A 26,837-nucleotide genomic window follows, 5' to 3' on the forward strand; every position below is an offset into this window, starting at 1 on the left:
AAGGCTGGGCAAACTGAACTCCCTTTTGACCACGAAAAAAAACACCCAATACTTTCGTACAGGGTGTTTTTACTTGATTACTGGTGGGACCAGCGGGGGTCGAACCCACGACAAACGGATTAAAAGTCCGCTGCTCTACCAACTGAGCTATGGTCCCTTTGCTGCAGTTTTAGCCACTGCAGCAAGCCTTGAATTATAGCGTTATTTTCCAGCCCTCAAATTCGAGGCAGCCAAAAAATTCAAAATCTCCGATGCAGCACACATGCCGAAGGTTGCCGTGACGCTGACCACAGATCCATAGCCATGGCAATTGAGCGAACCATCGCTTTCGATGGCGCAAGACGCATCTGGTGGGGCCACAGCCTCCCGACTGAAGACGCCTTGAACGCCGATACGTTTGCCCGCTTTGGCTGCACCGTGGTGCTTTCGCAATCTGTAGCGCATCTGTGACAGCAAAGGGTCATGCGTGATCTTGGACAAATCATCCACATCCACTTTGTGGGCCAAACGCTTGCCACCCGCCGCCCCCACCGTGATGAACCCCACCTTGTTTTGCATGGCCCACAAGGCCATGGCCACCTTGGCCTTGACCTGGTCACAGGCATCAATGACCGCATCGGGAAGACAAGGCAAAACGGCAGGCCAGTTTTCAGGGGTGACAAATTCATCCAACGCATCGACCTGGCACTCAGGATGGATCAAGGCAATGCGCTCACGCATCGCCTCCACCTTGGACTGCCCTGTGGTGCTGGTCAACGCGTGAATTTGGCGGTTGATGTTCGACTCGGCAATGTGGTCCATGTCGATCAAGCTCAATCGGGCCACACCGCTGCGAGCCAGGGCCTCAGCCACCCAAGAACCCACACCACCGATGCCCACCACCGCCACATGCGCCTGCCGTATGTTCATGGCGCCCTGTAAACCGTACAGCCGTTGCAAGCCGCCAAATCGGCGCTCTTCAACGGACGCTTGCAACAACAAATCCGTCACAGGGAAGACTCCATGCGGCGCAATTGCCACTGCAGGGCCAAAACGGCCCCCAAGGCAATGCCGAGCACCGCCACAAAACTGCCCAGACTCAGAGTGGACAAGCCCGACAGGCCCTGCCCCACCGTGCAGCCCATCGCCATGACACCCCCCGCACCCATCAAGGCCCCTCCCAGTAAATGCATGCCCAGATCGGAAGTCTGTGTAAAACCCTCCCAACGGAACGTACCTTGCCATTGAGCGCTGCCAAAAGAACCAAGGAGCAAGCCTGCCACCACGGCCATGCCCAGTGTCAGGCGTTTGCTGCCATCGCTGAAATACATGAGGGCGTCCCACCAGTACGCCACAGGCGCGGTGAAACTCATGGATTCCATGCGGCCGCTCGAAGTGGCCAAGAACACCGACTCCAGTGTTTCGGGGTGCTCGGGCACAAAGCCCATGACACCGCTGACCCACCAAAGTGCCACCACAAAGGCCCCTATGCCTGCACCAGACACGATGATGGAGCGCGCAATGGGCTGGCGATCCTTGAAAACCCAAAGAAACAGCAGGCCCGAAAACACACAGGCTGCGATCAGCCAGGCCATGGGCAAAACCCAACCGGTTGCAGCGGCCAGCCATTGCCCCACAAATGGGCCAGGCCCCGTGCCCACGGTCACTTGATCAATTGAATTGACCCGCCACACGGCAGTCAACCCTCTCAGGGTGGCCAAAGCAGCAATGCCCATGGCCATCAAGACCACCAGCGACTTCAAGTTACCGCCGCCCAAACGAATCAGCGACTTGCTGGCGCAGCCGGATCCCAACACCATACCGATACCAAAGAGAACACCGCCCAACAACAAGGAGAGCCACATCAATTGGCTGTTGGCATAAATGGTGTTGAGCGGGCTGACCCAGCCGCGCCAGGCCATCAGGCCAAAACCCAAAATAGCCACAGCCATCGCCAAACCCCACTGTTTGGCACGGGTTTTGTCACCCATGATGACCCAGTCACTGATGGCGCCCATGGTGCAGAAATGGCTGCGATGAAACAGCACACCCGCGGCCGTGGCCAGTAAAAAAGTCAGCCCCAGAACTGTGTGTGTCTGGAGCTGAAGCTGCTCTAGCGTGATCACCCGTATCCCAGGGGTCAGCGCAAACGCGTCAGGCGCTCACGGGCTGTTGCCGCAGTTTCTGAAGCTGGGTAAGACTTGATCAAATCGTCCATCGTTTTGCGCGCCCCCTTGAGGTCCTTCAGTTCGATCTGGACATTGGAGATCGCCAGCATGGCCTCAGGCGCACGCGGGTGAGCAGGCGCCGACTTCAGCATTTGCTGGAAAGTCGCCATGGCCTCTTTGTAATCCTTGTTGGCGTATTGGGCATTGCCTAGCCAGAACATCGCCGAAGGCGCATAACCGCCAAGGCGATAACGCTGAACGAATTGCCCGAGGGCCTCTTGCGCCACAGCAAAGTCACCCTTGCGAAAGATGTCCATGGCGGCTTCGTAGTCGCGCTTTTCAAGTGGCTCGGCCATGAATTCATTGCCGTCGACCGCGACCTTCAGGGGTTCAAAACGGCGCAGTCGCTGGTCCACGACGGTGACCACGTCTTTTTGGCGCATTTGGACTTCTGATAACTCGCGAGCCAGTTGTTCGTGGGCACCACGACTTTGAGACAGTTCAGCCTTCAGGCCCTCGATCTGCCCTTGGAAATCCAGCAAGGATCGGCGCAACTGGGCGTTTTCGACACCCAGACCCTTGATCGCCATGTTGGCCTGCTCGACACGCTGACGCAAATCCAGAATGGCCTTGCGGGCTTCATCGTCTTCAAAAAGACCCGCATGCGCCGTGCCCAACAAAGTGCACAGCGCCCAAAGCAGAACACCCCTGGGCCATGCCAGCCCTGAAATCAGACGCGCGCTCATGGTCTTCAGTACCGGATTTCGACGCGACGGTTTTTAGCCAGCTCGGCTTCGGCAGCGCCTTGCACCGCAGGCTTTTCCTTGCCGTAGCTGACAGCCTCCATCTGGCTCTCTGGTACACCCAGCAGGCTCAAAGCCTGACGCACCGCTTCGGCGCGCTTTTGACCCAGTGCCAGGTTGTATTCACGGCCACCGCGCTCATCGGTGTGCCCTTCGAGGTTGGCCTTGCGTTGTTTGTTCGCCTGCAAGAAACGGGCATGGTTTTCGAGCACAGGGCGGGCTTCTGCTCGGACAACAAAACTGTCGTAGTCAAAATAAACCACATGCGCCACGCCCACAGGGCCAATGCCCGAGCCCGACTTGTCGACCACCACCGAAGCAACACCGGTTTGAGCAACCCCTTGCGGCTCAGCAATGCCTTGTGTCGAAACACCCGAAGAAGTGGCGGATTTGTCTTCCACCGGGACATCGTCCAGTTTCACGCCAGACGCACAGCCCGCCAACAGCGCCACAAACAACAAACTGGCCAATAATTTCTTCGTCATGATTTTCCTCGTCAATTATAAAAAGTGATTGTTCAAAATTTCATTTGCGGACCGGGCCCCAATGGGGTTCCCGGATATCGCCGCCTTGCCCTGCAAGGCGTGCTTTGATGCGGCCGTCCAGTGTGGTGGTCATCAAGGATTCACGCCCTTGAAAAACCGTTGCATAAACCAACAAGCGACTGTTGGGTGCAAAGCTGGGGCGTTCGTCTGCGGATGTATCTGTCAATGCGGTCACCTGGCCAGAGGACAACTCCATCAAATGCAAACGGAATGCCCCCCCCATTCGTGAAACATAGGCCAGCCAACGGCCATCCGGGCTGACCGCAGGAGAGATGTTGTAGGTGCCTGAAAAAGTCACACGCTCGGCAGGCCCACCCTGGGCTGGCATGCGGTAAATTTGTGGGCTTCCCCCACGATCACTGACAAAAAACAGGGCACTGCCATCGGGCGAGAAAGCAGGCTCGGTGTTGATGCTGCCCGACTGGGTCAAACGGCGAGGCTCGCCGCCGTTCAGGTCGATGCGGTAAAGCTGCGAGCCACCGTCTCGGCTGAGGGTTGCGGCCAATCCGTTGCCATCGGCACTCCAGGCCGGCGCACTGTTGGAGCCCTTGAAGTTGGCCACCGCCCGGCGTTGTCCTGTGGCCAATTCGTGAACATAGACCACGGGCTTGCGCAGTTCAAACGAGACATAGGCCAGCTGGGCGCCATTGGGCGACCATGAAGGAGAAATGATGGGCTCTGGGCTGCTCAAGGCCGACTTGGCGTTTTCTCCGTCAGAGTCTGCGATCCACAAGGCATAACGCCCCCCCGACTTGGTGACATAACTGATGCGTGATGCAAATGCACCCGGGGTGCCCGTGAGTTGCTGGTAAACCCAGTCAGCGATGCGGTGTGCGGACAAGCGCAAATCGCCGGCCGTCACGGTGTCCTTGAAATCACCTTTTTCCTGACCTTTGACCACATCCCACAAGCGGGCACGCACGTCAAAACGGCCATCGGCCAGTCGGGTCACTGAGCCCGCCACCAGCGCTTCAGCAGACAACTGGCGCCATGGTGACCAGTCGGGCCGACTGCTCTCGTCGAGCAAAGCGGTACCGGCTGCCAGCCCCTTGAACTGACCGCTGCGCTCTAAATCGGCTTGCACAATGGCCGCCAGCTTTTGTGGTGCCGCCGCTTCACCCTTGAAGGGTGCAATCACCACAGGCAACTGGGTCATGCCCACACCCGTCACTTCGACCCGAAATTGGGCCCAGGCGGGCAGGCTCAGCACGCTCAAAAGCAGCAGCTTCAGAAGCCCAGGCAAAAGGGCCATGCGTAAAAAATCAAGATTCATGTCGAGTGCAGGGGATTGAATTCGCAGAAACCGTGATCGTACACCTTGAAAATGACTTTTCAGCCCCATGCCCAGTGGCCCTAATTACAATCTGGCGCATGAGCCAGACCCCACCCCCTTCCATTTCGCCCTCCAGCATCCGGGGAAGGTTGCAGCGCTTGGTCCCCTATTTTGGTGGCCAAAAGGGTATCTGGGCCGTGGCGATCTTCGCCACCCTGATAGCGGCCTTGACCGAACCGATGATTCCAGCCTTGTTTCAGCCCTTGCTGGACAAAGGCTTTGCAGAAAACAAACTGCCCTTGTGGACCATTCCCGCTGCCGTTGTGGGCCTTTTCACAGTGCGCGGCATCGCCAATTTCATCGCCCAATATGCACTTTCCAGGCTGACCAATGACGGGATGGAAAAACTCAGATCGCAGCTTTTTGCTCAACTCATGAAGGCAGACCTGTCGCTTTTTTCAAAGCAATCGGCCAGCGCACTGTCCAACACCATCGTTTACGAAGTCCAGACAGGCGCCTCGCAATTGGTGTCTGCGGTGATTTCACTGGCACGTGACGGCTTCACGCTGATCGCCCTGCTGGGCTATCTGATGTGGCTGAACTGGAAGCTCACCCTGGTGGTTTTCACGGTGGCCCCGGGCCTGAGCTGGATCATCAAGGCCTTGTCGCGCCGGCTTTACAAATTGACCAAGGAAAGCCAAAGTGCCACCGACGATCTGGCCTATGTGGTCGAAGAAAACGTGCTGGCGCATCGGGTTGTGCGCCTGCAGGGTGGCCAAGCCCACCAAACCGCACGTTTTGGCCACCTTGCCAAAGTGCTGCGCCGACTGGCCCTGAAGACCACCGTGGCATCGGCTGCGATGACGCCGCTGACGCAAATCATGGCGGCTTTGTCCCTGTCCATGGTGCTGGTGATTGCGCTTTACCAAAGTCAGAACGGCGCTTCGGGCGCAACCGTGGGCGGGTTTGTTGCTTTCATCACGGCCATGCTGATGCTGATCGCGCCCATCAAGCGCCTGGCCGAAATATCCAGCCCGATCACCCGAGGGCTGGCCGCCCTAGAACGGGGCCTGGCCTTGTTGCACGAGGCCCAGGAGGAGACTCAGGGCACGCACACGGTTTCGCGCGCCCAAGGAACCGTGGCCTGGAAAGATGTGCATTTGCAGTTCAGCCCGGATGGCCAGCCCGCCTTGTCCGGGGTCACCCTGAAAGTCAACCCCGGGGAAACCGTGGCCCTGGTGGGCACCTCTGGTGCCGGCAAAACCACCCTCGTTCAGTTGCTCCCGCGGTTTGTACAAGCCAGCTCTGGCGAAGTCTCCATTGATGGCGTTGCCGTACAGGATTGGAACCTGGGCAGCTTGCGCCAGCAAATCGCCATGGTCAGCCAGGATGTGGTGATGCTCAATGACACAGTCGCCGCCAATGTGTGCCTGGGGCATGAAGCCAACCAAGAGCGCATTGAGGCCAGCCTGAAAGCGGCCAACTTGTGGGACCACGTGTTGCAAATGCCCTTGGGCGTGGACACGCTTTTGGGCCACAACGCCAACCAGCTCTCCGGAGGACAGCGACAGCGCCTGGCGATTGCGCGGGCCTTGTACAAAGATGCGCCTATTTTGATTCTGGACGAGGCCACCTCGGCCCTGGACAACGAGTCGGAACGGCTGGTTCAGGACGCCTTGCAAAAGCTCATGCAAGGGCGCACCACCTTGATCGTGGCGCACCGACTGTCCACCATCGAGCACGCAGACCGGGTCGTCGTGATGGCGCAAGGCCGCATTGTCGAACAAGGCGCGCCCGATGAGTTGTTGGCCAAAGGTGGCGCCTACGCTCGCTTGCACCACCGAGGTGATTGGGCCAGCCCAGCCAGCTGAGCAGGCCCTCACAGCAAGACAACGTCGTATTGTTCTGGCCCCATGGACGTTTCGACCTGCAGTGAGATCGGTTTGGCAATGAAGTCCGACAGCCCGGCCAGGTGCTGACTTTCTTCGTCCAGCAGCAAATCAATCACTGCTGAGGTGGCCAGGATGCGAAATTCGCGCGGGTTGAATTGACGCGCCTCGCGCAAGATTTCTCGCAGAATGTCGTACACCACGGATCGTGGCGTCTTGACGATGCCCTTGCCTTGGCAACTGGGACAGGGCTCGCACAGCATGTGAGCCAAAGATTCACGGGTGCGTTTGCGCGTCATCTCAAGCAGCCCCAGGGATGAAAAACCACCCGCCATGGTTTTAACGCGATCACGGGCCAATTGCTTGCGAAACTCTGCCAGCACCGCCTCTTGATGCTCTGGGCGGCTCATGTCAATGAAGTCGGCAATGATGATGCCCCCCAAATTGCGCAGACGCAATTGGCGCGCAATAGCCTGTGCCGCTTCCAGATTTGTCTTGAAAATGGTGTCTTCAAAATTGCGCGCACCCACATAAGCACCGGTGTTCACATCCACAGTGGTCAGTGCTTCGGTCTGGTCGATGATCAGATAGCCGCCCGATTTCAGCTCAACACGACGCCCAAGCGCTTTGGCGATTTCTTCATCGATCGAATACAAATCAAAAATCGGGCGCTCTCCTTTGTAAAGTTGCAAGCGTTCAGCTGCTTTGGGCATGAACTCGCTGCCAAAGGCTTCCAACTTGGCAAACTGCTCTTGTGAGTCGATCCGAATGCTTTGGGTGGCCTCGCCGACCAAATCGCGCAAAACGCGCTGCAGCAGTGTCAGGTCCTGGTGCAGCAAAGAGGCCGGCGGCAAACGCATCGAAGCGTCTTTGATGCGGGCCCAGGTCTTGCGCAAATACGCCACATCTTCTTGAAGCTCTTCATCGCTAGAGTCTTCGGCATTGGTGCGCAAAATAAAGCCGCCACCAGCAGGTCCCACCAAGGCCTGCAGCCTTTGGCGCAAGGCATCGCGCTGGTCGGAAGGTATTTTTTGCGAAACACCGATGTGGTCGTCTTGCGGCAAGAACACCAGATGGCGGCCGGCAATGCTGATCTGAGTGGACAGGCGTGCGCCCTTGGTGCCCATGGGGTCCTTGATGACCTGCACCATGAGGGCGCGCCCTTCAAAAACCTGCTTTTCAATCGGCACCAAGGGCTGGCCCGTCCGGGCCGCTGCCGCCTCGCCTTCGGCATGCTTTTGCCAGACGTCGGCCACATGCAAAAAAGCAGCTTTGTCCAGCCCGATGTCGATGAAAGCCGACTGCATGCCGGGCAAGACGCGCGCGACTTTACCCAGGTAAACGTTGCCCACCAGACCACGCTCCAGCGTGCGCTCGACATGCAACTCTTGCACCGCACCAAATTCGACCACTGCGACCCGGGTTTCCTGGGGCGACCAATTGACCAAGATATCTTGTTGCATGAAGTGGCTCAGGTTGGGGAAAATGAAATCGGCTCAACTCGCACAAGCACACCGCCAAAGCACAAAGCTCAACAACGCACGCCCAGCGATCGCAGTAAACAGGCCGTCTCGAAAAGCGGCAAACCCATGATGCCTGAATAACTGCCTCGAATTTGTTCAATATAGGCAGCTGCCCTGCCCTGCACACCATAGGCCCCGGCTTTGCCCATGGGCTCACCGCTTGCCACATAAGCCTTGATCTGTGCAGGGGTCATGGGCGCAAACCGGACCCAGGAAGTCGATACAGCCGATAAGCGTTTGCGACCTTTTTGAACCGCCACCGCCGTTAAAACCCGGTGTGTTTGACCCGCCAAAAGCTTCAGAATCCTTTGGGCGTCGGCTTCATGAAGCGGTTTGCCCAAAATGTCTCGACCCAGACACACGGTGGTGTCTGCACACAAAACAGGCGCTGTTGGCAAGCCTTGGCGAGCCATGCGCTGAACTGCAGCATCCAGCTTCAAGCCTGTGACCCTGGCCACATAACGTGCTGGCGCTTCAGCCCCAAGCACGGCTTCCAAAGACTCGGCGTCCTCTTCAGGGCCCGCCAGCAGCAAGGTATGCGCCACGCCAATTTGGTCCAATAACTGGCTGCGCCTTGGGCTTTGGGAGGCCAGGTAGATGAAGTGACTCATTCGCGGTGGTAGGGGTGGTTGGCGTTGATCGACCAAGCACGGTAGAGCTGCTCAATCAACAGCACACGGGCCATGGCATGGGGCAAGGTCAGGTCAGACAGGCGGATTCGCTCATGCGCGGCTTGCCTGAACTCAGGCGCCAGGCCGTCAGGACCACCGATCACCAAAGCCACATCGTCCCCCCCAAGCTGCCATTGGGTGAGGCGCACGGCAAGGGCTTGGGTGGTCAGGTGGGTGCCACGCTCATCGAGCACCACGATTCGGGTGCCGCGTGGAATCGCAGCTTCAATCCGCTGGCGCTCGGCTGCGTACAAACTGGGCAAGGTTTTGGAGCCCCGGGGTTCGGTTTTCACCGCCTTGAGCTCGACCTTGAGCTCAGGTGGGAAACGCTTGGCGTAGTCATCCCAGGCGGTTTGCGCCCAATCGGGCACACGCAGGCCGACCGCAACGATCAGCAGCTTCATTCAGAATCAATCGGCTTTGCGGCGGATAGCAGCTTGCACGGCCTTGCGCGCAGGTGCTTTTTTGGCAGTGGTTTTGGCCGCTGATTTGGCTGGCGGTTTTGCGCTGGGTTTGCCCACGGTTTTGAGAGTGGGCTTGCTGCTGGTTTTAGGCTTGGCAACTGCTGAAGGGGCTTTTTTCGCCGAGGCCTTGGCAGCTGTTTTGGTGGGCGTTTTGGCTGCAGGCTTGGCCGATTTGGCAGGGGCCTTCAGGGCTGGCTTGGCCTTGGCTGCGCTGCTCGGTGCTGTCTTTTTCGCGGCAGGTTTTTTGGCTACGGGTGTTTTGGCTGCAGGTGTTTTAGTGGTCGTTTTTTTTGCGACTGAATTGCGGATGTGGCCTTTGACTTCGGCAGTTGCCTCAGGTTTGGGCGCACCAAACTTCAAGCGCACAGGGGTGCCACCCCAAATTTCTTCGAGGTTGTAATAACTGCGGATGGTCGGCTGCATGACGTGCACCACGGCCTGACCACAGTCCACGATGATCCATTCGCCATTGTCCTCACCTTCCATGCGTGGCTTACCAAAACCGGCATTGCGAACTTTGTCGCGCACGCTGGCCGCCAGCGCCTTGGTCTGGCGGTTCGATGTGCCGGATGCAATGATGACCCGCTCGAATAAAGAGGAAAGGTGCTCGGTGTCAAACACCTGGATCTCATGGGCCTTGACGTCCTCCAGGGCATCCACAATGGCCCGCTGGAGTTTTTGAATGTCTTTTTTGGCAGCGGTTTCGGTCATCAATGGGGCCTGTAAAGGTGGTGTTCGTGAATATAGCGCTCAACAGCGGGGGGCACTAGGCCAGTCATGGACTGCTCTGTGGCTGCCAGCCCGCGGATGTCCGTGGCCCTGTGGGGCATGAGGGGCATCTGCAGAGTCCGAATGCGCGCTTGCAGCGTGTCAGAAATGGGTGGAAGCGCCTGAAGACCAGGCGACCCTTCATTCCAGGCACGCACGGCAACATCACGCCCTGCGGCGCAGATTATAGCGATGCGCCCGATTTCAGCGATCTGGTGCCACGATGGCAAGGCCTTGCGTTGGTCGTCTCCGATCAACAAGTACAACTGTGCCAGGGGAAACTCGCCCTGCAGTTCATGCAAGGTGTCTACCGTGTAACTGGGGCCCGTGCGAATGACTTCCCGCTCGTCCACCACCACCTGGGGCAAATGCCCAAAGGCCAGGCGTGTCATGGCCAGTCTGTGCTCGGCATCGGTCAACGGCTGAGGCTTGTGCCAGGCATTACCGGTGGGCACCACACGGACCTGGTCAAGTTGCAACTGGTCAATGGCGGCCTGAACCAGCGCCACGTGGGCCAGGTGGGGCGGATCAAATGCCCCGCCAAAGACACCCAATCGGGTGAGTGGGGAAAGGCTCAAACCCAATTCCTGGGCACCAGGAAGTGGCTGAGCAGGCGGGCCTCTGGCGAGCCTGCTTCGTCCTTGCGCTGGTACGACCAGCGCACCTCGGGCGGCATGGACAGCAATATCGACTCGGTGCGGCCTCCCGATTGCAAGCCAAAATGGGTGCCCCGGTCCCAGACCAGATTGAACTCGACGTAGCGACCGCGGCGGTAGAGTTGGAAATCCCTCTCCCGTTCACCATAAGGGGTGTCTTTGCGGCGCTGGACAATCGGAAGGTACGCAAGCAACAAGGCATCCCCTACGCTTTGCAGCATGGCAAAGCTTTGGTGCATACCCAACTCCGAAAAGTCATCAAAGAAAACACCCCCCACACCGCGCTGCTCATGGCGGTGTTTGTTGCAAAAATAGTCGTCGCACCAGGCCTTGAAACGTGGGTGAAGTGCCTCACCAAAAGGCATCAACGCGTCCTTGCAGGTTTGGTGGAAGTGCACAGCGTCTTCATCAAAGCCGTAATACGGCGTCAAGTCCATGCCACCCCCAAACCAGGCCACAGGTGGCCCGCCATGGGGCTTTGCAGCGATCATGCGCACATTCATGTGCACCGTGGGCACATAGGGATTGCGAGGGTGGAAGACCAAAGAAACGCCCATCGCCTCAAAGGCTGAACCAGCCAGCTCAGGACGGTGCTGCGTGGCCGAGGGCGGCAATTGCGGTCCGGTGACATGAGAGAAACCACACCCTGCACGCTCAAAAATGCCCCCGCCTTCCATTATTTTGGTGATGCCATTGCCTTGAAGTTTTTCACCTGGATCTTTTTGCCAAGCATCCACCAGAAAAGGTGTGTCATCCATGTCAGCCAAGGCCCCGGTGATGCGGGACTGCAAGCCCAGGAGGTAATTTTTGACCGTGTCGAGTTCAAACGAGGGTTTCATGAGAAGAATTTTTTGACGGAAAACAGCCATTAATTTTTGGGAGCACCTGGAGGGAGCATAGACCCAGTTGGACTGGGACTCCAAGGCACGATGGGGGCCATTTGGTGCTCATGAAAGCCCTTGACGCCCTCGAACACACTGGCCATGTGGGCATAGTCTTCTTCTACTCGCCCTGTCAGTTCATAAAAATCCACCATACTCAAGCAGCGCTTACCCCAATCGAGTTTGACCAAGGCCAAAGGCACCTGTGCACCGGTTGCCAACTGGTAAAAGCCACTGCGCCAACCGGGCGTAAGGCTGCGCGTGCCCTCCGGGGTCAGGCCCAGCCACAGCAATTCATTTTGTTGTTTTTGCTCCTCGAAGACGTGCACCATCTGACCCACCACACCCCGCGAAGAGCTACGGTCAATGGGTATGCCGCCCACCCACCGCATCCAGGAACCGATCAAGGGCAACTTGAACAGCGATGCCTTGCCCCAAAAATGCGCCGGGAAACCCATGGCCCATTTGGCCAGTAAGCCAATCGGAAAATCCCAGTTGCTGGTGTGCGGGTAGATGACAGCTATCCCCTGTCGTTTTGGGAGGCCCACGAACTCCAGACGCCAACCCAGTAACTTCAAAACCCATCGGGCCAAGCGGGAACCTTGAAAACTAACGGGCTGGGTCTGTAATGCGCTCATGGGGTGTCTCGAGGTTCAATTTTTCAGCGCGCGGAATCCAATGTCCTTGCGCATCTGCATGCCGTCAAAGGCAATGGGGCTGGCCGTCTGGTAGGCCTTTTGCTGCGCCTGACGCAAAGAATCCGCCAGGGCAGTCACGCAAAGCACGCGCCCCCCCGAGGTCAGCATCTGCCCGTCTTTTTCGATGGTCCCGGCATGAAACACCATGGCCTCGTCGCTGTCTTTGGGCAAGCCGCTGATGGGGTCACCCTTTCGCGGATTCATGGGGTAGCCAGCAGCGGCCATCACGACACCCAAGGCCACCCGACGGTCCCAAGCCATTTCATAGTTATCCAGCCCTTCTGATGTGGCCGCTAAAAGCACCTCGAGAAAGTCTGATTTCAGGCGCATCAAAATGGGTTGAGTCTCAGGGTCGCCCATGCGGCAATTGAACTCCAGGGTTTTGATGCGGCCCTGAGGGTCGATCATGAGGCCCGCGTACAAAAAACCCGTATAGACGATGCCGTCTTTTTCCATGCCCCGAATGGTCGGCAGGATCACTTCGCGCATGGCGCGGGCGTGCACCTCGGCCGTGACCACAGGTGCAGGCGAATACGCACCCATGCCCCCCGTATTGGGGCCTTCGTCAGCATCGAGCAAGCGCTTGTGGTCCTGGCTGGTGGCCAGGGCTGCAACGTGTTTGCCATCGCACAGCACCATGAAACTGGCTTCCTCGCCTTGCAAAAACTCCTCGATCACCACCCGGGCGCCCCCCAGGTTGTGGGCCACACCCAGGGTGGTGTCTGTCAGCATGAAATCAATGGCATCGTGGGCTTGTGCCAGCGTCATTGCCACGACAACACCTTTGCCAGCGGCCAAACCGTCGGCCTTGACCACGATGGGGGCGCCCTTGCGGTCCACATAGGCATGGGCCAGGGCTGTGTCGGTGAATGTTTCAAACTCGGCCGTGGGAATGCCATGGCGCTGCATGAAAGCCTTGGAAAAGGCCTTGGAGCTTTCTAGCTGGGCTGCCGCCTGGGTAGGGCCGAAGATGCGCAAACCATGGGCGCGAAAATCATCCACAATCCCAGCGGCCAAGGGCGCTTCGGCACCGACCAAGGTCAAGTCTATGTTCTGCGCAAGGACCCAATCCCGCAATTGGGCCAAATCGGTGATGGGCACATTGATGAGACCCGTATCTTTGCCCGTACCGCCATTACCAGGAGCCACATAAACCTGCTGAATGCGTGGCGACTGCGCCAATTTCCAGGCCATGGCGTGCTCCCGGCCACCACTGCCAACTACCAAAACTTTCATCAAACTTCCTTAATCTTCAAATTCGGCATTGTGGAAAACGTTTTGCACATCGTCCAAGTCTTCCAAAACATCCAGTAACTTTTGCATTTTGGCAGCATCTTCCCCCGAAAGTGTCACGGTGTTTTCAGCCCGCATCGTGACCTCGGCCATGCCAGCCAGAAGTCCGGCCGCTTCCAATGCGTTTTTGACAGTTTCAAAATCAGCAGGGGCAGTCAACACTTCGATGGCCCCCTCCTCATCGGTAATCACGTCCTCAGCGCCGGCTTCCAGGGCCACCTCCATGACTTTGTCTTCGTTGCTTCCTGGCGCAAATACCAACTGGCCACAATTTTGAAACTGAAAGGCCACCGAGCCTTCGGTGCCCAGGTTGCCGCCATGTTTGTTCAGGGCGTGGCGCACTTCGGCCACCGTGCGCACGCGGTTGTCGGTCATGGTGTCCAAAATGATGGCCGCGCCTCCAATCCCATAGCCTTCGTAGCGGATTTCTTCGTAGCTCACCCCTTCGAGGTTGCCGGTGGCTTTGTCCACGTTGCGTTTGATGGTGTCCGCGGGCATATTGGCCGCCTTGGCCTTCTCAATGGCCAGGCGCAAACGCGGATTGGCGCTGACATCACCACCGCCGGTTCGGGCTGCCACCATGATTTCACGGACCACCCGGGTCCAGATGCGTTGGCGTTTTTCGTCCTGCCGACCTTTGCGGTGCTGAATATTTGCCCATTTACTGTGGCCAGCCATCGGGAATTCCTTGAATGTTGATTTAACCTAGAGGCTGAATTTTACTTTTCACAAGCAGGAGAAAACCAAACATGGCCGAACCAATGCTGATTGCTCAAAATGCGCAGGTCCAATGCCACCTGTTACCCGGCCTTGCCAACCGCCATGGCCTGATCACTGGCGCCACAGGCACGGGCAAAACCGTGACCCTGCAGACCCTGGCCGAGCAGTTTTCTCGCTCAGGTGTACCGGTCTTCATGGCCGATGTGAAAGGCGATCTGACCGGCATCAGCCAGCCTGGGCAAATTGGCGAGAAACTGGCCGCTGTGCTGAAAGACCGCGGTATCACCCTGCCCGATCCGGCCGCTTGCCCTACGACGTTGTGGGATGTCTTTGGCGAACAAGGGCATCCCGTGCGCGCCACGATCTCGGACATGGGGCCCTTGTTGTTGACCCGCATGTTGGGCCTGAACGACACCCAGGCGGGTGTGCTGAATCTGGTTTTCAAGATCGCCGATGACCATGGCTTGCTGCTTTTGGACATGAAAGACCTGCGGGCCATGTTGCAGTATGTCGGGGACAACGCCAAAAACTTCACCACTGAATACGGCAACATCAGTGCGGCCAGCATTGGTGCCATTCAGCGCGGTTTGCTGCAAATCGAAAGCCAGGGCGGTGACCAGTTCTTTGGTGAGCCCATGCTCAACATTGAAGACTTCATGCAAACCGATGCCCAAGGCATGGGGGTGGTGAACATCCTGGCCGCTGACAAGCTGATGAACTCTCCTCGTTTGTACGCCACCTTTTTGCTGTGGCTACTGTCTGAACTGTTTGAAGTCCTGCCCGAGATCGGCGATGCCGACAAGCCCAAGCTGGTTTTCTTCTTTGATGAAGCACATTTGCTGTTCAAGGACGCGCCAGCGGCTTTGGTCGAACGCATTGAACTCGTGGTCCGCCTGGTTCGATCCAAAGGCGTGGGTATTTATTTCGTCACCCAGAACCCCTTGGACATACCCGACGGCGTGCTGGGCCAACTGGGCAACCGCGTGCAACACGCCTTGCGCGCCTACACCCCGCGCGATCAAAAGGCCGTGGCTGCAACGGCCCAGACCATGCGGCCTAAGGCGGGGCTGAACATCGAAGCGGCCATCACCGAGCTTGCTGTGGGTGAAGCCTTGGTGAGTTTTCTGGATGTCAAGGGGCGCCCTTGTGAGACAGAACGCGTGTTTGTGCTGCCCCCAGCCAGTCAGCTAGGCCCCATTGCTGCGGCCCAACGGCAAAATTTGGTCCAGAATTCTTTGGTGACTGGCGTTTACGAGACCGCCCACGACCGGGATTCGGCCTACGAGAAGATCAAGGGACAAGCGACGCAAAGCACTGGGAGCACAGGGAGCACGGCACAGACTTTGCCGACTCAGACCACAGCTTCAGCAGAAAAAGAAGGCGGCATGGTGAACGACCTGTCGAATCTCATCTTTGGATCCAGAGGCCCGCGTGGTGGCCTGCGAGATGGCGTGGCCCAGATGGTGGTCAAGAGTGCAGTGCGCACGGTTGGATCTGCCATTGGCCGTGAAATTGTGCGCGGCGTGCTGGGCAGCCTGCTCGGTTCAAGTCGCCGCCGGTGATGTCTATCCGAAAAAAAACCGCCTGATCCTGATCAGGCGGTTTTTTCAGTGGGTTGACGACCGTATCAGGCTGTCTCGCCCAAAACCGTCACCGTCACGTCGACCACCACGTCTGTGTGCAAGGCCACTGCGACAGTGGATTCGCTCACGGTCTTGATGGGGCCGTGAGGCATGCGAATCTGTGACTTAAGCAGCTTGTAGCCTTGCTTGTTCAGTTCTTCGGCAATGTCTTGGTTGGTCACGGAACCAAACAAACGACCATCAACGCCAGCCTTTTGTGACAGCTTGACCACCAGGCCAGACAGCTTCTCACCTTGGGCTTGAGCTTCGGCCAATTTGGCAGCAGCGGCTTTTTCGAGTTCAACACGGCGAGCTTCGAATTCAGCCTTGTTGTTTTCAGTCGCACGGCGAGCACGGCCTTGTGGGATCAAAAAATTGCGAGCGTAACCGTCTTTGACTTTGACGATATCGCCCAAATTACCAAGGTTCACAACCTTTTCGAGCAGAATGATTTGCATGCTTGAGCTCCTTAGACTTTGTGCTGGTCGGTGTAGGGCAACATGGCCAGAAAGCGCGCACGCTTGATGGCAGTGTTGAGCTGACGCTGGAAAATGGCGCGAGTGCCAGTCAGGCGTGCTGGAATGATCTTGCCGTTTTCGGCGATGAAGTCACGCAATGTGTCCACATCTTTGTAGTCGATTTCCTCGACGCCGGTGACCGTGAATCGGCAAAAGCGCTTGCGCTTGAAAAGCAGCGACTGGGTGTTGCGCTTTGGGCGCTTGTCTTTGTTAAATTTTTTGAACGTGGCCATAGGGCCTCCTGAAATTAATCTTGCTGAAACTCTTGAATGTGCAACACGACACTTTTGCCTTGTCGAGGGGTGGCCAAAAAGCCTTTGAACGTCCAGGCGCTGCCTACCGCTTGCTTGACCAACATTTCTGCCAGAGACCCGAAGGCCAAGGCGCGAAGTTTGAGTTGGACTTTTCGGGCTTGTCCTGCCTCTTGTATTTCAGAGGCGTGCTCCAGAATCAAATCCAGGGCAGGCAAACCAGCGGGGGTGTAACGCAGAGCATTTTGCTCAGCAATACAGGCAGTCAATTTTGTACAGTTCACTCCTCAACAGGCCAGCATCAAGCTGCGAATTCGGCTTGTTGTGATTTGCGGGCTTCTTCGCGTTCGACCGTCTTCATCATGGAAGAAGGACCGCTGTCTGCTTTCTTCTTGAGCACAGTCAGGTGACGCAAAACAGCATCGTTGAATTTGAAGGCATGCTCCAACTCAGCCATGACGGCTTGGTCGGCTTCGATGTTCACGCACAGGTAGTGGGCTTTGCCCAATTTATTGATCTGGTACGCCAATTGACGGCGACCCCAGTCTTCAACACGGTGGATGCTGCCACCGCCGGCTGTGATCATGCCTTTGTAGCGTTCCAGCATGGCCGGAACTTGTTCGGACTGATCGGGATGGATCAGCAAAATGATTTCATAGTGACGCATTGAGACTCCTTACGGTTAACCTAAAAGGTTGGAAGAGCCGCCCCCAGCGTCTGTCGGGGTGCGGCAAGGCGAAGCCTCAAATTATAGCTTTAATTCAGAGCCCAGGGTAGCCCGGTTCAGAAGCCACGAGCTCTTTGCGAGGGCTTATCCAATGCGTGGGCACCAACAAGGTGAGTAAAACCATCACCAACAGGCCCGCGGGCACGCCGAAAACACCTGCAGACAATGGCTGAATACCCAACCACAGGCCGCCAATCGGATCGAGACCCCATATTTTGCGAAAACCGGGTGCATTGATCAGCATGTAATAAAGCGTGACACCCAGGCCCGTCAACATGCCCGCGACCACGGCAGGCCGATGGACTTTGGGCCACAGCATGCCCAAAACCATGCCGGGGAAAAATGCAGCCGCGGCCAATGAAAAGGAGGTTGATACAAGCGCCAGGATCTCTGCTGGCTTGAAAGCAGCCACGACAGCGGCCAGCATGGCCAAGGCCAACAGTGCAAATTTGGACAGGATGACCCGCCCTTCCGCAGATTTGGGTTTGTGCTCTCGGCCGGGCCCAATGTCGTGCACCAAAGCATTGCTGATGGTCAGCAGCAAACCGTCGGCTGTTGACAAAGCAGCCGCCAAGCCCCCTGCGGCGACCAAGCCTGAGACCACAAAAGGCATGCCACCAAGTTCCGGCGTGGCCAGCATGATCATGTCAGCCCCCAACTTCAATTCACCCAATTGCAAAACCCGGTCACCATTGACATCGGAAAATTCCAGCAATGCAGAATCAAGACGCGCCCATTGGGCCATCCAGCTGGGCAAATCCTCAAAACTGCTGCCTACCAGGTTGTTCAGCACCTCAAACTTCACCAATACGGCCAAAGCGGGGACGCTCAAATACAGCAAACCAATGAAGAACAAGGACCAGGCCACCGAACTGCGCGTCTCAGCCACCGAGGGCAAGGTGTAAAAACGTGTCAGCAAATGGGGTAAGCCCGCTGTTCCGACCATGAGACAAAACACCAAGGCCAGAAAATTGAGGCGCGATTCGCCAAACAACTTGACCTCCTCAGGATTGCCATCCGGTCGCCCTGCGAAGGCCTGAGCGTGCGCTGGCATGCCCCCCAAAGGTTTGGCGCGCTCCCGGTTCTCATGCATGGCGCGTGTCCACTGATCCCGCGCTGCACCCACATCGCGTGGCACCGACAACAGTTCACGCCGGGCTTGTGCAATGGCAGCGTAATCAGCAGATTGGGCCTTGAGCGTTCGGATTTTTTCTTCCAACTCCTGACGCAATTCGATCATTGACTGTTCGACATTTTCAAGACGCGACTCAAACACTTTTGCCCGACGTGCGAACTCTTGTCGCACCTCGATTTCAGCTGGATCATTGACCAATTTTTTTTCAATGGCGTCGATTTTGGCCAGTTGCTGCCCATAGACCAAGGGCGCCAAGGGTGTGCCCAATTGCTTGTACGCCAGCCAGGAAACGGGAATCATGAAGGCCATCAACAACATGATGTATTGGGCCACCTGCGTCCAGGTGATGGCACGCATGCCCCCCAAAAAGGAGCACAGTAAAACGCCACCGAGGCCGAGCAAAATACCAATCTCGAACTGAACACCGGTTAAACGGGATGCGATCAGCCCGATGCCATAGATCTGGGCAACCACGTAGGTGAACGAGCACAAAACCGATGCCAAAGCCGCGATGATGCGAGGCCAGCGACCGCCATAACGGCGGTCAAAGTAGTCTGGCAAGGTGTAAAGGTTCATGGCTCGCAAATGGGGAGCGATCAACAACGCGACCAAACAAAACCCACCTGTCCAGCCCATCACGTAAGCCAAACCGCCAGGCTGTTGACCACTGCCTGAAAACCCCTGCAAATAAAGCGCACCCGCCAAACTGATGAAAGAGGCAGCGCTCATCCAGTCTGCCGCTGTCGCCATGCCGTTGTACATGGCGGGAATGCGTCGTCCGGCGACGTAATACTCGTCTTCGTCAGAGGTCCGGCTCGAAATGCCAATCAAGGCATAAATCATGACTGTGCTGAACAAAAAGATGGGGCCAATCAAGTTGCGCGACAAACCCCATTGTTCTGCCCAAGCCATGACCCCAATCAAGCTCACAAGAATGGCGATATAAATCAGCACATTGCGATGAAGGCGCCGATGGTATGCCGCTGTTTGACTGGCTGCCATGTTTTGAATGCCTGACGATTTTTGAAAAAAATCAGCGGCCCAGTTGGGTCCAGGTTTCGATGACCGTATCCGGATTGAGCGAAATGGAGCTGATCCCCTGGTCCATCAACCAACGTGCGAAGTCGGGATGGTCACTGGGACCTTGCCCGCAAATGCCGATGTATTTGCCTTGTGACAAGCACGCCTCGATCGCTTGTGAAATAAGCGCGGTCACGGCAGGGTCGCGCTCATCAAAGTCCATCGCCAGCAGCGGCATGCCGGAGTCACGGTCAAGGCCCAGGGTCAATTGCGTCAGGTCGTTTGATCCGATCGAAAAACCATCGAAAAACGCCAGAAACTGCTTGGCCAGAATGGCGTTGCTGGGCACTTCGCACATCATGATGAGCTTCAGGTCGTCTTCGCCACGACGCAAACCCTGGGTGGCCAGCAAACGGGTCACCTTTTCAGCCTGCCCCAACGTGCGAACAAACGGCACCATGATCTGCACGTTGGTCAGGCCCATCTCGCCACGCACACGTCGGAGTGCTTCGCATTCCATGGCAAAAGCTTCGCCAAAGTCTTCGCTAAGGTAGCGTGCTGCGCCCCGAAAACCCAGCATGGGATTTTCCTCTTCAGGCTCGTAGCGACTGCCTCCAATCAACTTGCGGTATTCGTTGCTCTTGAAGTCGGAAAGACGCACGATCACAGGCTTGGGCCAGAAAGCCGCAGCAATGCTCGCAACGCCTTCGGCCACTTTGTCCACATAAAAAGCACGTGGAGACGCGTGACCACGGGCCACAGATTCCACAGCCTTCTTCAGGTCGGCATCGATCGCCGGATAGTCCAGAATGGCTTTGGGGTGCACGCCAATGTTGTTGTTGATGATGAACTCCAAACGCGCAAGTCCGACGCCGGCGTTGGGCAACTGGGCAAAATCAAAAGCCAACTGGGGGTTGCCCACGTTCATCATGATTTTGGTTTTGATCTCGGGCAACACGCCGCGCTGAATTTCACTGATTTCAGTTTCGAGCAAGCCGTCATAAATGTGACCGGTATCGCCTTCGGCACAGCTGACAGTGACCAAGGTGCCATCGCTCAGTGCCTGCGTGGCATCGCCGCAGCCCACGACCGCTGGGATGCCCAACTCGCGGGCAATGATGGCGGCGTGACAGGTGCGCCCGCCACGATTGGTCACTATGGCGCTTGCCCGTTTCATCACAGGCTCCCAATTGGGGTCGGTCATATCGGTCACCAGCACGTCCCCGGGTTGCACTTGGTCCATCTCGCTGATGTTGTGCACAAGACGAACCGGGCCTGTGCCAATCTTCTGCCCAATCGCCCTGCCCTCAGCCAGAATGGCGCTTTTTCCCTTGAGCTTGTAGCGAAGCTCGGGTGTGCCTTTGGCCTGGCTTTTCACGGTTTCCGGGCGGGCTTGCAAGATATAGATCAATCCATCCGTGCCATCTTTGCCCCACTCGATGTCCATCGGGCGGCCGTAGTGCTGCTCAATGATCACCGCGTAGCGGGCCAGCTGCTCGACTTCATCATCCGTCAGGCTGTAACGGTTGCGCAATTCAGCAGGCACATCAGTGGTTTTGACCAGCTTGCCAGAAGCCGCTTTTTCTTCTGGGGTGGCAAACACCATTTCGATCAGCTTGGAGCCCAGGTTACGCCGAATGACGCAACGCTTGCCGGCAGCCAGCATGGGCTTGTGAACATAAAACTCATCGGGATTGACCGCGCCCTGCACCACTGTCTCGCCCAAACCGTAGCTGGAAGTGATGAACACCACATCTTCAAAACCCGATTCGGTGTCGATGGTGAACATGACGCCTGCAGCGCCCAGGTCGGAGCGCACCATGCGCTGAACACCCGCTGACAAAGCCACATCGGCGTGCGCAAAACCCTTGTGCACCCGGTAACTGATGGCCCGGTCGTTGTAAAGGGAAGCAAAGACTTCTTTCATCTTGTGCAACACATCTTCGATGCCGACCACGTTCAAAAAGGTCTCCTGCTGGCCTGCAAAGGAAGCGTCGGGCAGGTCTTCGGCGGTGGCCGAGGAGCGAACCGCAAACGAGGCATCGGGGTTGCCGCCCTGCATGCGAATGAATTCTTCACGAATGGCATGTTCAAGATCGGTCGGGAAGGGCTGTGCTTCGACCATGGCACGAATTTCGGCGCCCGCCGCCGCCAAAGCACGGACATCTTCGGTGTCCAGGGCATCCAGACGGGTGTTGATGCGCTCGGTCAAGCCAGCAAAGGCCAGAAACTGACGAAAACCGTGGGCGGTCGTGGCAAAACCCGTTGGCACACGTACACCAGAAGGCAACTGGGAAATCATCTCCCCCAAGCTGGCATTTTTCCCACCGACCGACTCCACATCGGTCATGCGCAAATGCTCGAAAGGGACGACCAGGGCGGTCTCACTGAATAGATCAGACATGCAAAGCTCCAAAGTTAAAACCTGGTTCCATGGCGCAGGACGGGAGTTTGTTGTTCTTGTTGTTCCCTGCCGTCCGGGGTGCCATGGATAATCTGATCATTCTAGGGCGCTTGGCGCCCCGCCATTTTAATTTTTCAAGCCCATGTCCAAACGCACTGTCTTTTTCGTTTCCGATGGCACTGGCATCACTGCCGAGACTTTTGGCAACGCCATCCTGGCCCAGTTCGACATTAAAACCAGGCATGTGCGTCTGCCCTTTACCGACACCATCGACAAAGCCCACCAGGCGGTACGCCAGATCAACCACACCGCCGATACCGAAGGCAACAAGCCCATCGTGTTCACCACCCTGGTGAACATGGATGTGCTCAAAGTCCTGCAAGAGCATTGCCAGGGCATGCTGCTGGACATGTTTGGCACCTTTGTAAATCCACTGGAAAACGAGTTGGGCATCAAGTCGCATCACCGGGTGGGTCGATTTTCGGACGTGAGCAAAAGCAAGGAATACCATGACCGCATCGAGGCCATCAACTTCTCGCTCGCCCATGACGATGGGCAATCCAACCGCGATCTTGACTCTGCAGAAGTGATTTTGGTGGGGGTGAGCCGCAGCGGCAAAACCCCGACCAGCCTGTATTTGGCCATGCAGCATGGGCTGAAGGCTGCTAACTACCCCTTGATCCCTGAAGACTTTGACCGCAAGCAACTGCCACCGGCCTTGGTGCCGCACCGCAAAAAAATCTTCGGTTTGAGCATTCACCCCGATCGGCTGGCTGAAATTCGCGCTGAACGTCGACCTAACTCACGTTACGCCAGTCTGGAAAATTGCCGCATGGAAGTCTCTGAGGCAGAAGCCATGATGCGCCGCTCCAGCATCCGCTGGCTGTCCACCACCACCAAATCGATCGAAGAAATAGCCACCACCATCCTGCAAGAAATCAAGCCTGAGCGTTTGATTTATTGAGCCTCAGGCTACGGCCGATGCAACGATAAGACCATGCTTCAAGCGAGTGTTGCCGCGATACTTTCGGCACACTGGCGAGCCATCAAGGCGTCGCTGGCTTCCACCATCACACGCACCAAGGGCTCGGTGCCACTGGCTCGGATCAAAACACGCCCGGAATCACCCAACTCGGACTCCGCAGCCCGCTTGGCATCCCACAAAGGCTGGTGACCCTCCCAATCAAAGCCTGGTGCCAAACGCACATTGATCAGGGTTTGCGGAAAGAGCGTGATGCCCTCAAGCAATTGGGCCATGCTTTGACCACTGCCCACGCAGGCTTGCAGTACCTGCAAAGCGCTCACTAAGCCATCGCCCGTGGTGTGCTTATCCAAGGCCAATAAATGGCCAGAACCTTCACCACCCAGCAGCCAGCCTTTGTCGTGCAAGACTTCCAGCACATAACGGTCGCCCACTTTCGCGCGCACAAATTGAACACCGCGTCGCTTGAAGGCCAACTCGACCGCCAAGTTAGTCATCAGGGTACCCACCACCCCCGGCACGGCTTCATCACGGGCCAGGCGATCAGCGACCATCAAATACAACAGCTCATCGCCGTTGAACAGCCGGCCTGTGGCATCCACAAATTGCAAACGGTCGGCATCACCGTCCAGCGCAATGCCGTAATGGGCACCCTGGTCCTGAACGGCCTGCACCAAGGCCTCGGGGTGCGTGGCCCCCACTGCTTTGTTGATGTTCAGGCCATCGGGCGAACAACCGATGGCGACCACCTCGGCACCCAGTTCGTGAAAAACTTTGGGGGCAATTTGATAGGCCGCACCGTGGGCTGCGTCCACCACGATCTTCAAGCCTTTGAGTGTCAAATCATTTGAAAAGGTGCTCTTGCAAAACTCGATGTAACGCCCCGCAGCATCGTTGAGGCGACGGGTTTTGCCCAGAGCGGCTGAATCCACCCAGGCTGGGTCCTCGAGAACCATGGCCTCCACCGTTTCTTCCCAGGCATCTGATAGTTTCTTGCCTTGCGCACTGAAAAATTTGATGCCGTTATCCGCAAACGGGTTGTGGCTTGCGCTGATCACCACACCCAGCGATGCACGCTGCGCACGCGTCAGGTAAGCCACAGCGGGCGTAGGTACAGGACCCAGCAAAACCACATCGACCCCAGCTGAATTGAAACCCGACTCCAGCGCACTTTCGAGCATGTAGCCAGAAATACGGGTGTCTTTGCCGATCAGTACGGTCGGGTGAGCCTCATGAGACTTCAAGACACGGCCCACGGCATGTGCCAAACGCAAAATGAAATCGGGTGTGATGGGGCTTTGCCCGACTGTGCCCCGGATGCCGTCTGTTCCGAAATATTGGCGTGCCATGAAAACAATCCTGATTTTTGTAATAAGTTCTGAAATTTTAGCTGCCAAGGCGAGCACTGAACCTGACAACGATCTGAGTTGACGGGCGTCTGCTAACCCAGGCTATGTTTGAATCGCTTGCCAGACTTTGAGCGCGTCCACCGTCTCCTTGACATCGTGCACTCTGAGCACAGAGGCCCCCCGCTCCACAGCCAACAAGGCTGCGGCCACACTGGCTGATATGCGCTGGGCAGGTTCAACTGCCTGACCCTCTTGAAACAACACAGCCCCCAAAGCCGATTTGCGTGACCAACCCGCCAGAATGGGGTACCCCAAACGCAGCAAGTCAGCCTGCCTGGCCAACAATTGAAAATTTTGGGCCACGGTTTTGCCAAAACCGATGCCTGGGTCAAGCACCAGTCTGTGCGCAGCGATCCCCTGCTCTAGAAGCGCACGGGTGCGGTCTTGCAAAAACGCCTCCACCTGCGCGATCACATCGCCGGTCATGGGCTCCATTTGCATGGTTTGGGGGTCACGGTGCATGTGCATCAAACAGACACCACACCCCGGATGGGCTGCAATCACTTGCTCTGCGCCTGGTTGTCGCAAGGCCCAAATATCATTGATGATGTCGACACCGCAATCCAATGCAGCCTGCATCACCTCAGGTTTGTAAGTGTCGACAGAAATCGGCACTTGCCAACGTACCGCTTCGCGCAAAAAGGGCATGAGGCGAGCCAACTCCTGCGACAAAGGCACAGCCGCTGCCCCTGGCCGCGTGGACTCGCCACCAATGTCTAAAATTTGAGCGCCTTCACCCAACAATTTTTCCGCATGGCGCAAGGCCTGTGCTGTCAACAAGTGCTGACCGCCATCCGAAAAAGAATCGGGCGTGATGTTCACAATGCCCATGACACAGGGGCGAGAAAGGTCCAAGACAAAGCGCGCAGTCTGCCAGCGCTTTGCAAGATTCAGTCCTGTTTGTGGACGTGCCATGTGGGTGACTCCATGAAAAACGGAGCCCTAAGGCCCCGTTTTTGTTCCGCTGCTGTGGCTCAATCAAGCGGCCGTGGTTGCCGGCTCTGGTTGAACAACAGGTGTACCACCACCGTTACTGCCACCTCCGGAGGGAGGCGTACGAGGTGTCCAGTCTTTGGGAGGCAAAGGCTCACGCCCAGCCATGATGTCATCGATTTGCTCTTTGTCGATGGTTTCCCATTCGAGCAATGCTTTGGCCATGTTGTGCATCTGAGCGCTGTGCTCTTCAATCAGTTGACGCGCAACACGGTATTGCTCATCAATGATCCGACGCACCTCTACGTCGACCTTTTGCATGGTGGACTCGCTCATGTTGGTGGTCTTGGTGACTGAACGACCCAGAAACACTTCACCCTCATTTTCAGCGTAGACCATGGGGCCCAGTGCATCGCTCATACCGTAACGCATGACCATGTCACGGGCGATGGTCGTGGCACGCTCAAAGTCGTTGCTGGCGCCAGTCGTCATCTGATGCATGAACACTTCTTCAGCAATGCGGCCACCGAACAGCATGCTGATCTGGTTCAGCATGAATTCCTTGTCGTAGCTGTAGCGGTCCTTTTCGGGCAGGCTCATGGTGACGCCCAAGGCGCGGCCGCGTGGAATGATCGTCACCTTGTGAATCGGATCGCACTTGGGCAAAAGCTTGCCAATCAATGCGTGACCTGCCTCGTGATAGGCCGTGTTGCGACGCTCTTCTTCTGGCATGACCATGCTCTTGCGCTCAGGGCCCATCAAGATCTTGTCCTTGGCTTTCTCGAAGTCAACCATCTCCACCACGCGGGCGTTGCGTCGGGCTGCCATCAAGGCCGCTTCGTTGCACAGGTTGGCCAGATCGGCACCGCTCATGCCGGGCGTACCACGGGCGATCACGCCCGCATTCACGTCCTGCCCAATCGGCACTTTGCGCATGTGCACATTCAGAATCTGCTCGCGACCACGGATATCGGGCAAGGTCACATAGACCTGACGGTCAAAGCGGCCGGGACGCAGCAAGGCGGCGTCCAGAATGTCCGGACGGTTGGTGGCGGCCACCACGATCACACCCAAGTTGGTCTCAAAGCCGTCCATCTCGACCAGCATCTGGTTGAGGGTCTGTTCACGTTCGTCGTTGCCACCACCCAGGCCTGCGCCACGCTGGCGACCGACCGCGTCAATTTCGTCAATGAAAATGATGCAAGGCGCGTTCTTTTTGGCGTTCTCGAACATATCGCGAACACGCGAAGCGCCCACGCCCACGAACATCTCGACAAAGTCAGACCCAGAGATGCTGAAAAATGGCACTTTGGCTTCGCCAGCGATGCCTTTCGCAAGCAGTGTTTTACCTGTGCCAGGTGGACCCACCAAAAGCAAACCGCGGGGAATGCGACCGCCCAATTTTTGGAAACGTTGCGGGTCTTTCAGAAAGTCAACCACTTCTTTGACTTCTTCTTTGGCTTCATCACAACCGGCCACATCAGCAAAGGTGGTGTTGTTGTTGT

26 protein-coding genes and 1 tRNA gene are annotated in these 26,837 nt (G+C 57.0%); 3 read left to right on the plus strand and 24 right to left on the minus strand.

Annotated elements, in window-relative coordinates:
• Positions 1-81: 81 nt before the first annotated feature.
• The 6 genes from ACIQ3A_RS07355 to tolB all read right to left on the minus strand — a co-directional run bounded on the left by ACIQ3A_RS07355 (position 82) and on the right by tolB (position 4,747).
• A tRNA-Lys gene (locus tag ACIQ3A_RS07355) sits at positions 82-157 on the minus strand.
• Positions 158-201: 44 nt separating this feature from the next.
• On the minus strand, positions 202-990 hold the full coding sequence (locus tag ACIQ3A_RS07360) for a ThiF family adenylyltransferase (protein ID WP_396431101.1): 789 nt from the start codon (positions 988-990) through the stop codon (positions 202-204).
• Positions 987-2,105 (minus strand): YeeE/YedE family protein, encoded by a 1,119-nt coding sequence (locus tag ACIQ3A_RS07365; RefSeq protein WP_396431102.1) that lies wholly within the window; start codon positions 2,103-2,105, stop codon positions 987-989. Before ACIQ3A_RS07365 ends, ACIQ3A_RS07360 begins: the two co-directional genes overlap by 4 nt.
• A 14-nt stretch (positions 2,106-2,119) precedes the next feature.
• A complete protein-coding gene (ybgF, locus tag ACIQ3A_RS07370; RefSeq protein WP_396431103.1) occupies positions 2,120-2,893 on the minus strand; it encodes a tol-pal system protein YbgF in 774 nt (257 codons plus the stop codon).
• 5 nt (positions 2,894-2,898) lie between these two features.
• Positions 2,899-3,435: a peptidoglycan-associated lipoprotein Pal gene (gene pal, locus ACIQ3A_RS07375; protein WP_396431104.1), complete on the minus strand. Its 537-nt coding sequence runs from the start codon at positions 3,433-3,435 to the stop codon at positions 2,899-2,901.
• 40 nt (positions 3,436-3,475) lie between these two features.
• Positions 3,476-4,747, minus strand: a complete 1,272-nt coding sequence (gene tolB, locus ACIQ3A_RS07380) for a Tol-Pal system beta propeller repeat protein TolB (RefSeq protein WP_396431124.1) — start codon at positions 4,745-4,747, stop codon at positions 3,476-3,478.
• A 119-nt stretch (positions 4,748-4,866) separates the two neighbouring features.
• Between tolB and msbA the strand changes: the two genes are divergently transcribed.
• On the plus strand, positions 4,867-6,639 hold the full coding sequence (gene msbA, locus ACIQ3A_RS07385; RefSeq protein ID WP_396431105.1) for a lipid A export permease/ATP-binding protein MsbA: 1,773 nt from the start codon (positions 4,867-4,869) through the stop codon (positions 6,637-6,639).
• A gap of 8 nt (positions 6,640-6,647) precedes the next feature.
• Here the strand turns inward: msbA and rng are convergent, their stop codons facing one another.
• From rng to ACIQ3A_RS07430, 9 genes are all read right to left on the minus strand, one after another.
• Positions 6,648-8,120, minus strand: a complete 1,473-nt coding sequence (rng, locus tag ACIQ3A_RS07390; protein ID WP_396431106.1) for a ribonuclease G — start codon at positions 8,118-8,120, stop codon at positions 6,648-6,650.
• Between the two features lie 68 nt (positions 8,121-8,188).
• Entirely contained in the window at positions 8,189-8,791 is a 603-nt protein-coding gene (locus ACIQ3A_RS07395) for a Maf family protein (RefSeq protein ID WP_396431107.1), read from the minus strand.
• Positions 8,788-9,255, minus strand: a complete 468-nt coding sequence (rlmH, locus tag ACIQ3A_RS07400) for a 23S rRNA (pseudouridine(1915)-N(3))-methyltransferase RlmH (protein WP_396431108.1) — start codon at positions 9,253-9,255, stop codon at positions 8,788-8,790. Before rlmH ends, ACIQ3A_RS07395 begins: the two co-directional genes overlap by 4 nt.
• Positions 9,256-9,261: 6 nt before the next feature.
• Positions 9,262-10,026, minus strand: a complete 765-nt coding sequence (gene rsfS, locus ACIQ3A_RS07405; protein ID WP_396431109.1) for a ribosome silencing factor — start codon at positions 10,024-10,026, stop codon at positions 9,262-9,264.
• A complete protein-coding gene (gene nadD / locus ACIQ3A_RS07410) occupies positions 10,026-10,667 on the minus strand; it encodes a nicotinate (nicotinamide) nucleotide adenylyltransferase (protein WP_396431110.1) in 642 nt (213 codons plus the stop codon). Before nadD ends, rsfS begins: the two co-directional genes overlap by 1 nt.
• On the minus strand, positions 10,658-11,578 hold the full coding sequence (gene hemF, locus ACIQ3A_RS07415) for an oxygen-dependent coproporphyrinogen oxidase (protein ID WP_396431111.1): 921 nt from the start codon (positions 11,576-11,578) through the stop codon (positions 10,658-10,660). Before hemF ends, nadD begins: the two co-directional genes overlap by 10 nt.
• 29 nt (positions 11,579-11,607) lie before the next feature.
• On the minus strand, positions 11,608-12,258 hold the full coding sequence (locus ACIQ3A_RS07420) for a 1-acyl-sn-glycerol-3-phosphate acyltransferase (protein ID WP_396431112.1): 651 nt from the start codon (positions 12,256-12,258) through the stop codon (positions 11,608-11,610).
• Between the two features lie 15 nt (positions 12,259-12,273).
• Positions 12,274-13,554, minus strand: a complete 1,281-nt coding sequence (purD, locus tag ACIQ3A_RS07425; protein ID WP_396431113.1) for a phosphoribosylamine--glycine ligase — start codon at positions 13,552-13,554, stop codon at positions 12,274-12,276.
• 9 nt (positions 13,555-13,563) lie between these two features.
• Entirely contained in the window at positions 13,564-14,289 is a 726-nt protein-coding gene (locus ACIQ3A_RS07430) for a YebC/PmpR family DNA-binding transcriptional regulator (protein ID WP_396431114.1), read from the minus strand.
• 71 nt (positions 14,290-14,360) lie between these two features.
• Between ACIQ3A_RS07430 and ACIQ3A_RS07435 the strand changes: the two genes are divergently transcribed.
• Positions 14,361-15,893, plus strand: a complete 1,533-nt coding sequence (locus ACIQ3A_RS07435) for a helicase HerA-like C-terminal domain-containing protein (RefSeq protein ID WP_396431115.1) — start codon at positions 14,361-14,363, stop codon at positions 15,891-15,893.
• 65 nt (positions 15,894-15,958) lie between these two features.
• Here the strand turns inward: ACIQ3A_RS07435 and rplI are convergent, their stop codons facing one another.
• The 6 genes from rplI to ppsA all read right to left on the minus strand — a co-directional run bounded on the left by rplI (position 15,959) and on the right by ppsA (position 22,008).
• Positions 15,959-16,411, minus strand: a complete 453-nt coding sequence (gene rplI / locus ACIQ3A_RS07440; RefSeq protein ID WP_108405838.1) for a 50S ribosomal protein L9 — start codon at positions 16,409-16,411, stop codon at positions 15,959-15,961.
• A gap of 11 nt (positions 16,412-16,422) precedes the next feature.
• The gene (gene rpsR, locus ACIQ3A_RS07445; protein WP_019427495.1) at positions 16,423-16,704 is read right to left on the minus strand and encodes a 30S ribosomal protein S18; all 282 of its coding nucleotides are present in this window, start codon (positions 16,702-16,704) and stop codon (positions 16,423-16,425) included.
• A gap of 14 nt (positions 16,705-16,718) precedes the next feature.
• Positions 16,719-16,991, minus strand: coding sequence for a primosomal replication protein N (gene priB / locus ACIQ3A_RS07450; RefSeq protein WP_396431116.1), 273 nt, complete (start codon positions 16,989-16,991; stop codon positions 16,719-16,721).
• 32 nt (positions 16,992-17,023) lie between these two features.
• On the minus strand, positions 17,024-17,389 hold the full coding sequence (gene rpsF, locus ACIQ3A_RS07455) for a 30S ribosomal protein S6 (RefSeq protein WP_396431117.1): 366 nt from the start codon (positions 17,387-17,389) through the stop codon (positions 17,024-17,026).
• 94 nt (positions 17,390-17,483) lie between these two features.
• Positions 17,484-19,586, minus strand: a complete 2,103-nt coding sequence (locus tag ACIQ3A_RS07460; RefSeq protein WP_396431118.1) for a VC_2705 family sodium/solute symporter — start codon at positions 19,584-19,586, stop codon at positions 17,484-17,486.
• Between the two features lie 31 nt (positions 19,587-19,617).
• The gene (gene ppsA, locus ACIQ3A_RS07465) at positions 19,618-22,008 is read right to left on the minus strand and encodes a phosphoenolpyruvate synthase (protein WP_396431119.1); all 2,391 of its coding nucleotides are present in this window, start codon (positions 22,006-22,008) and stop codon (positions 19,618-19,620) included.
• A gap of 142 nt (positions 22,009-22,150) precedes the next feature.
• Here ppsA and ACIQ3A_RS07470 point away from each other — a divergent pair, with 142 nt between their 5' ends.
• Entirely contained in the window at positions 22,151-22,972 is an 822-nt protein-coding gene (locus tag ACIQ3A_RS07470) for a pyruvate, water dikinase regulatory protein (protein ID WP_396431120.1), read from the plus strand.
• A 38-nt stretch (positions 22,973-23,010) separates the two neighbouring features.
• Here ACIQ3A_RS07470 and glmM read toward each other — a convergent pair whose 3' ends face one another.
• The 3 genes from glmM to ftsH form a co-directional block, all read right to left on the minus strand.
• Positions 23,011-24,339, minus strand: a complete 1,329-nt coding sequence (gene glmM, locus ACIQ3A_RS07475) for a phosphoglucosamine mutase (protein WP_396431121.1) — start codon at positions 24,337-24,339, stop codon at positions 23,011-23,013.
• 102 nt (positions 24,340-24,441) lie between these two features.
• Entirely contained in the window at positions 24,442-25,314 is an 873-nt protein-coding gene (gene folP / locus ACIQ3A_RS07480; RefSeq protein WP_396431122.1) for a dihydropteroate synthase, read from the minus strand.
• A gap of 63 nt (positions 25,315-25,377) precedes the next feature.
• A partial coding sequence (ftsH, locus tag ACIQ3A_RS07485) for an ATP-dependent zinc metalloprotease FtsH (protein ID WP_396431123.1) occupies positions 25,378-26,837 on the minus strand: 1,460 nt, incomplete at its 5' end.

Source organism: Limnohabitans sp. (assembly GCF_044361985.1).
Classification (GTDB): Bacteria; Pseudomonadota; Gammaproteobacteria; order Burkholderiales; family Burkholderiaceae_C; genus Limnohabitans_A.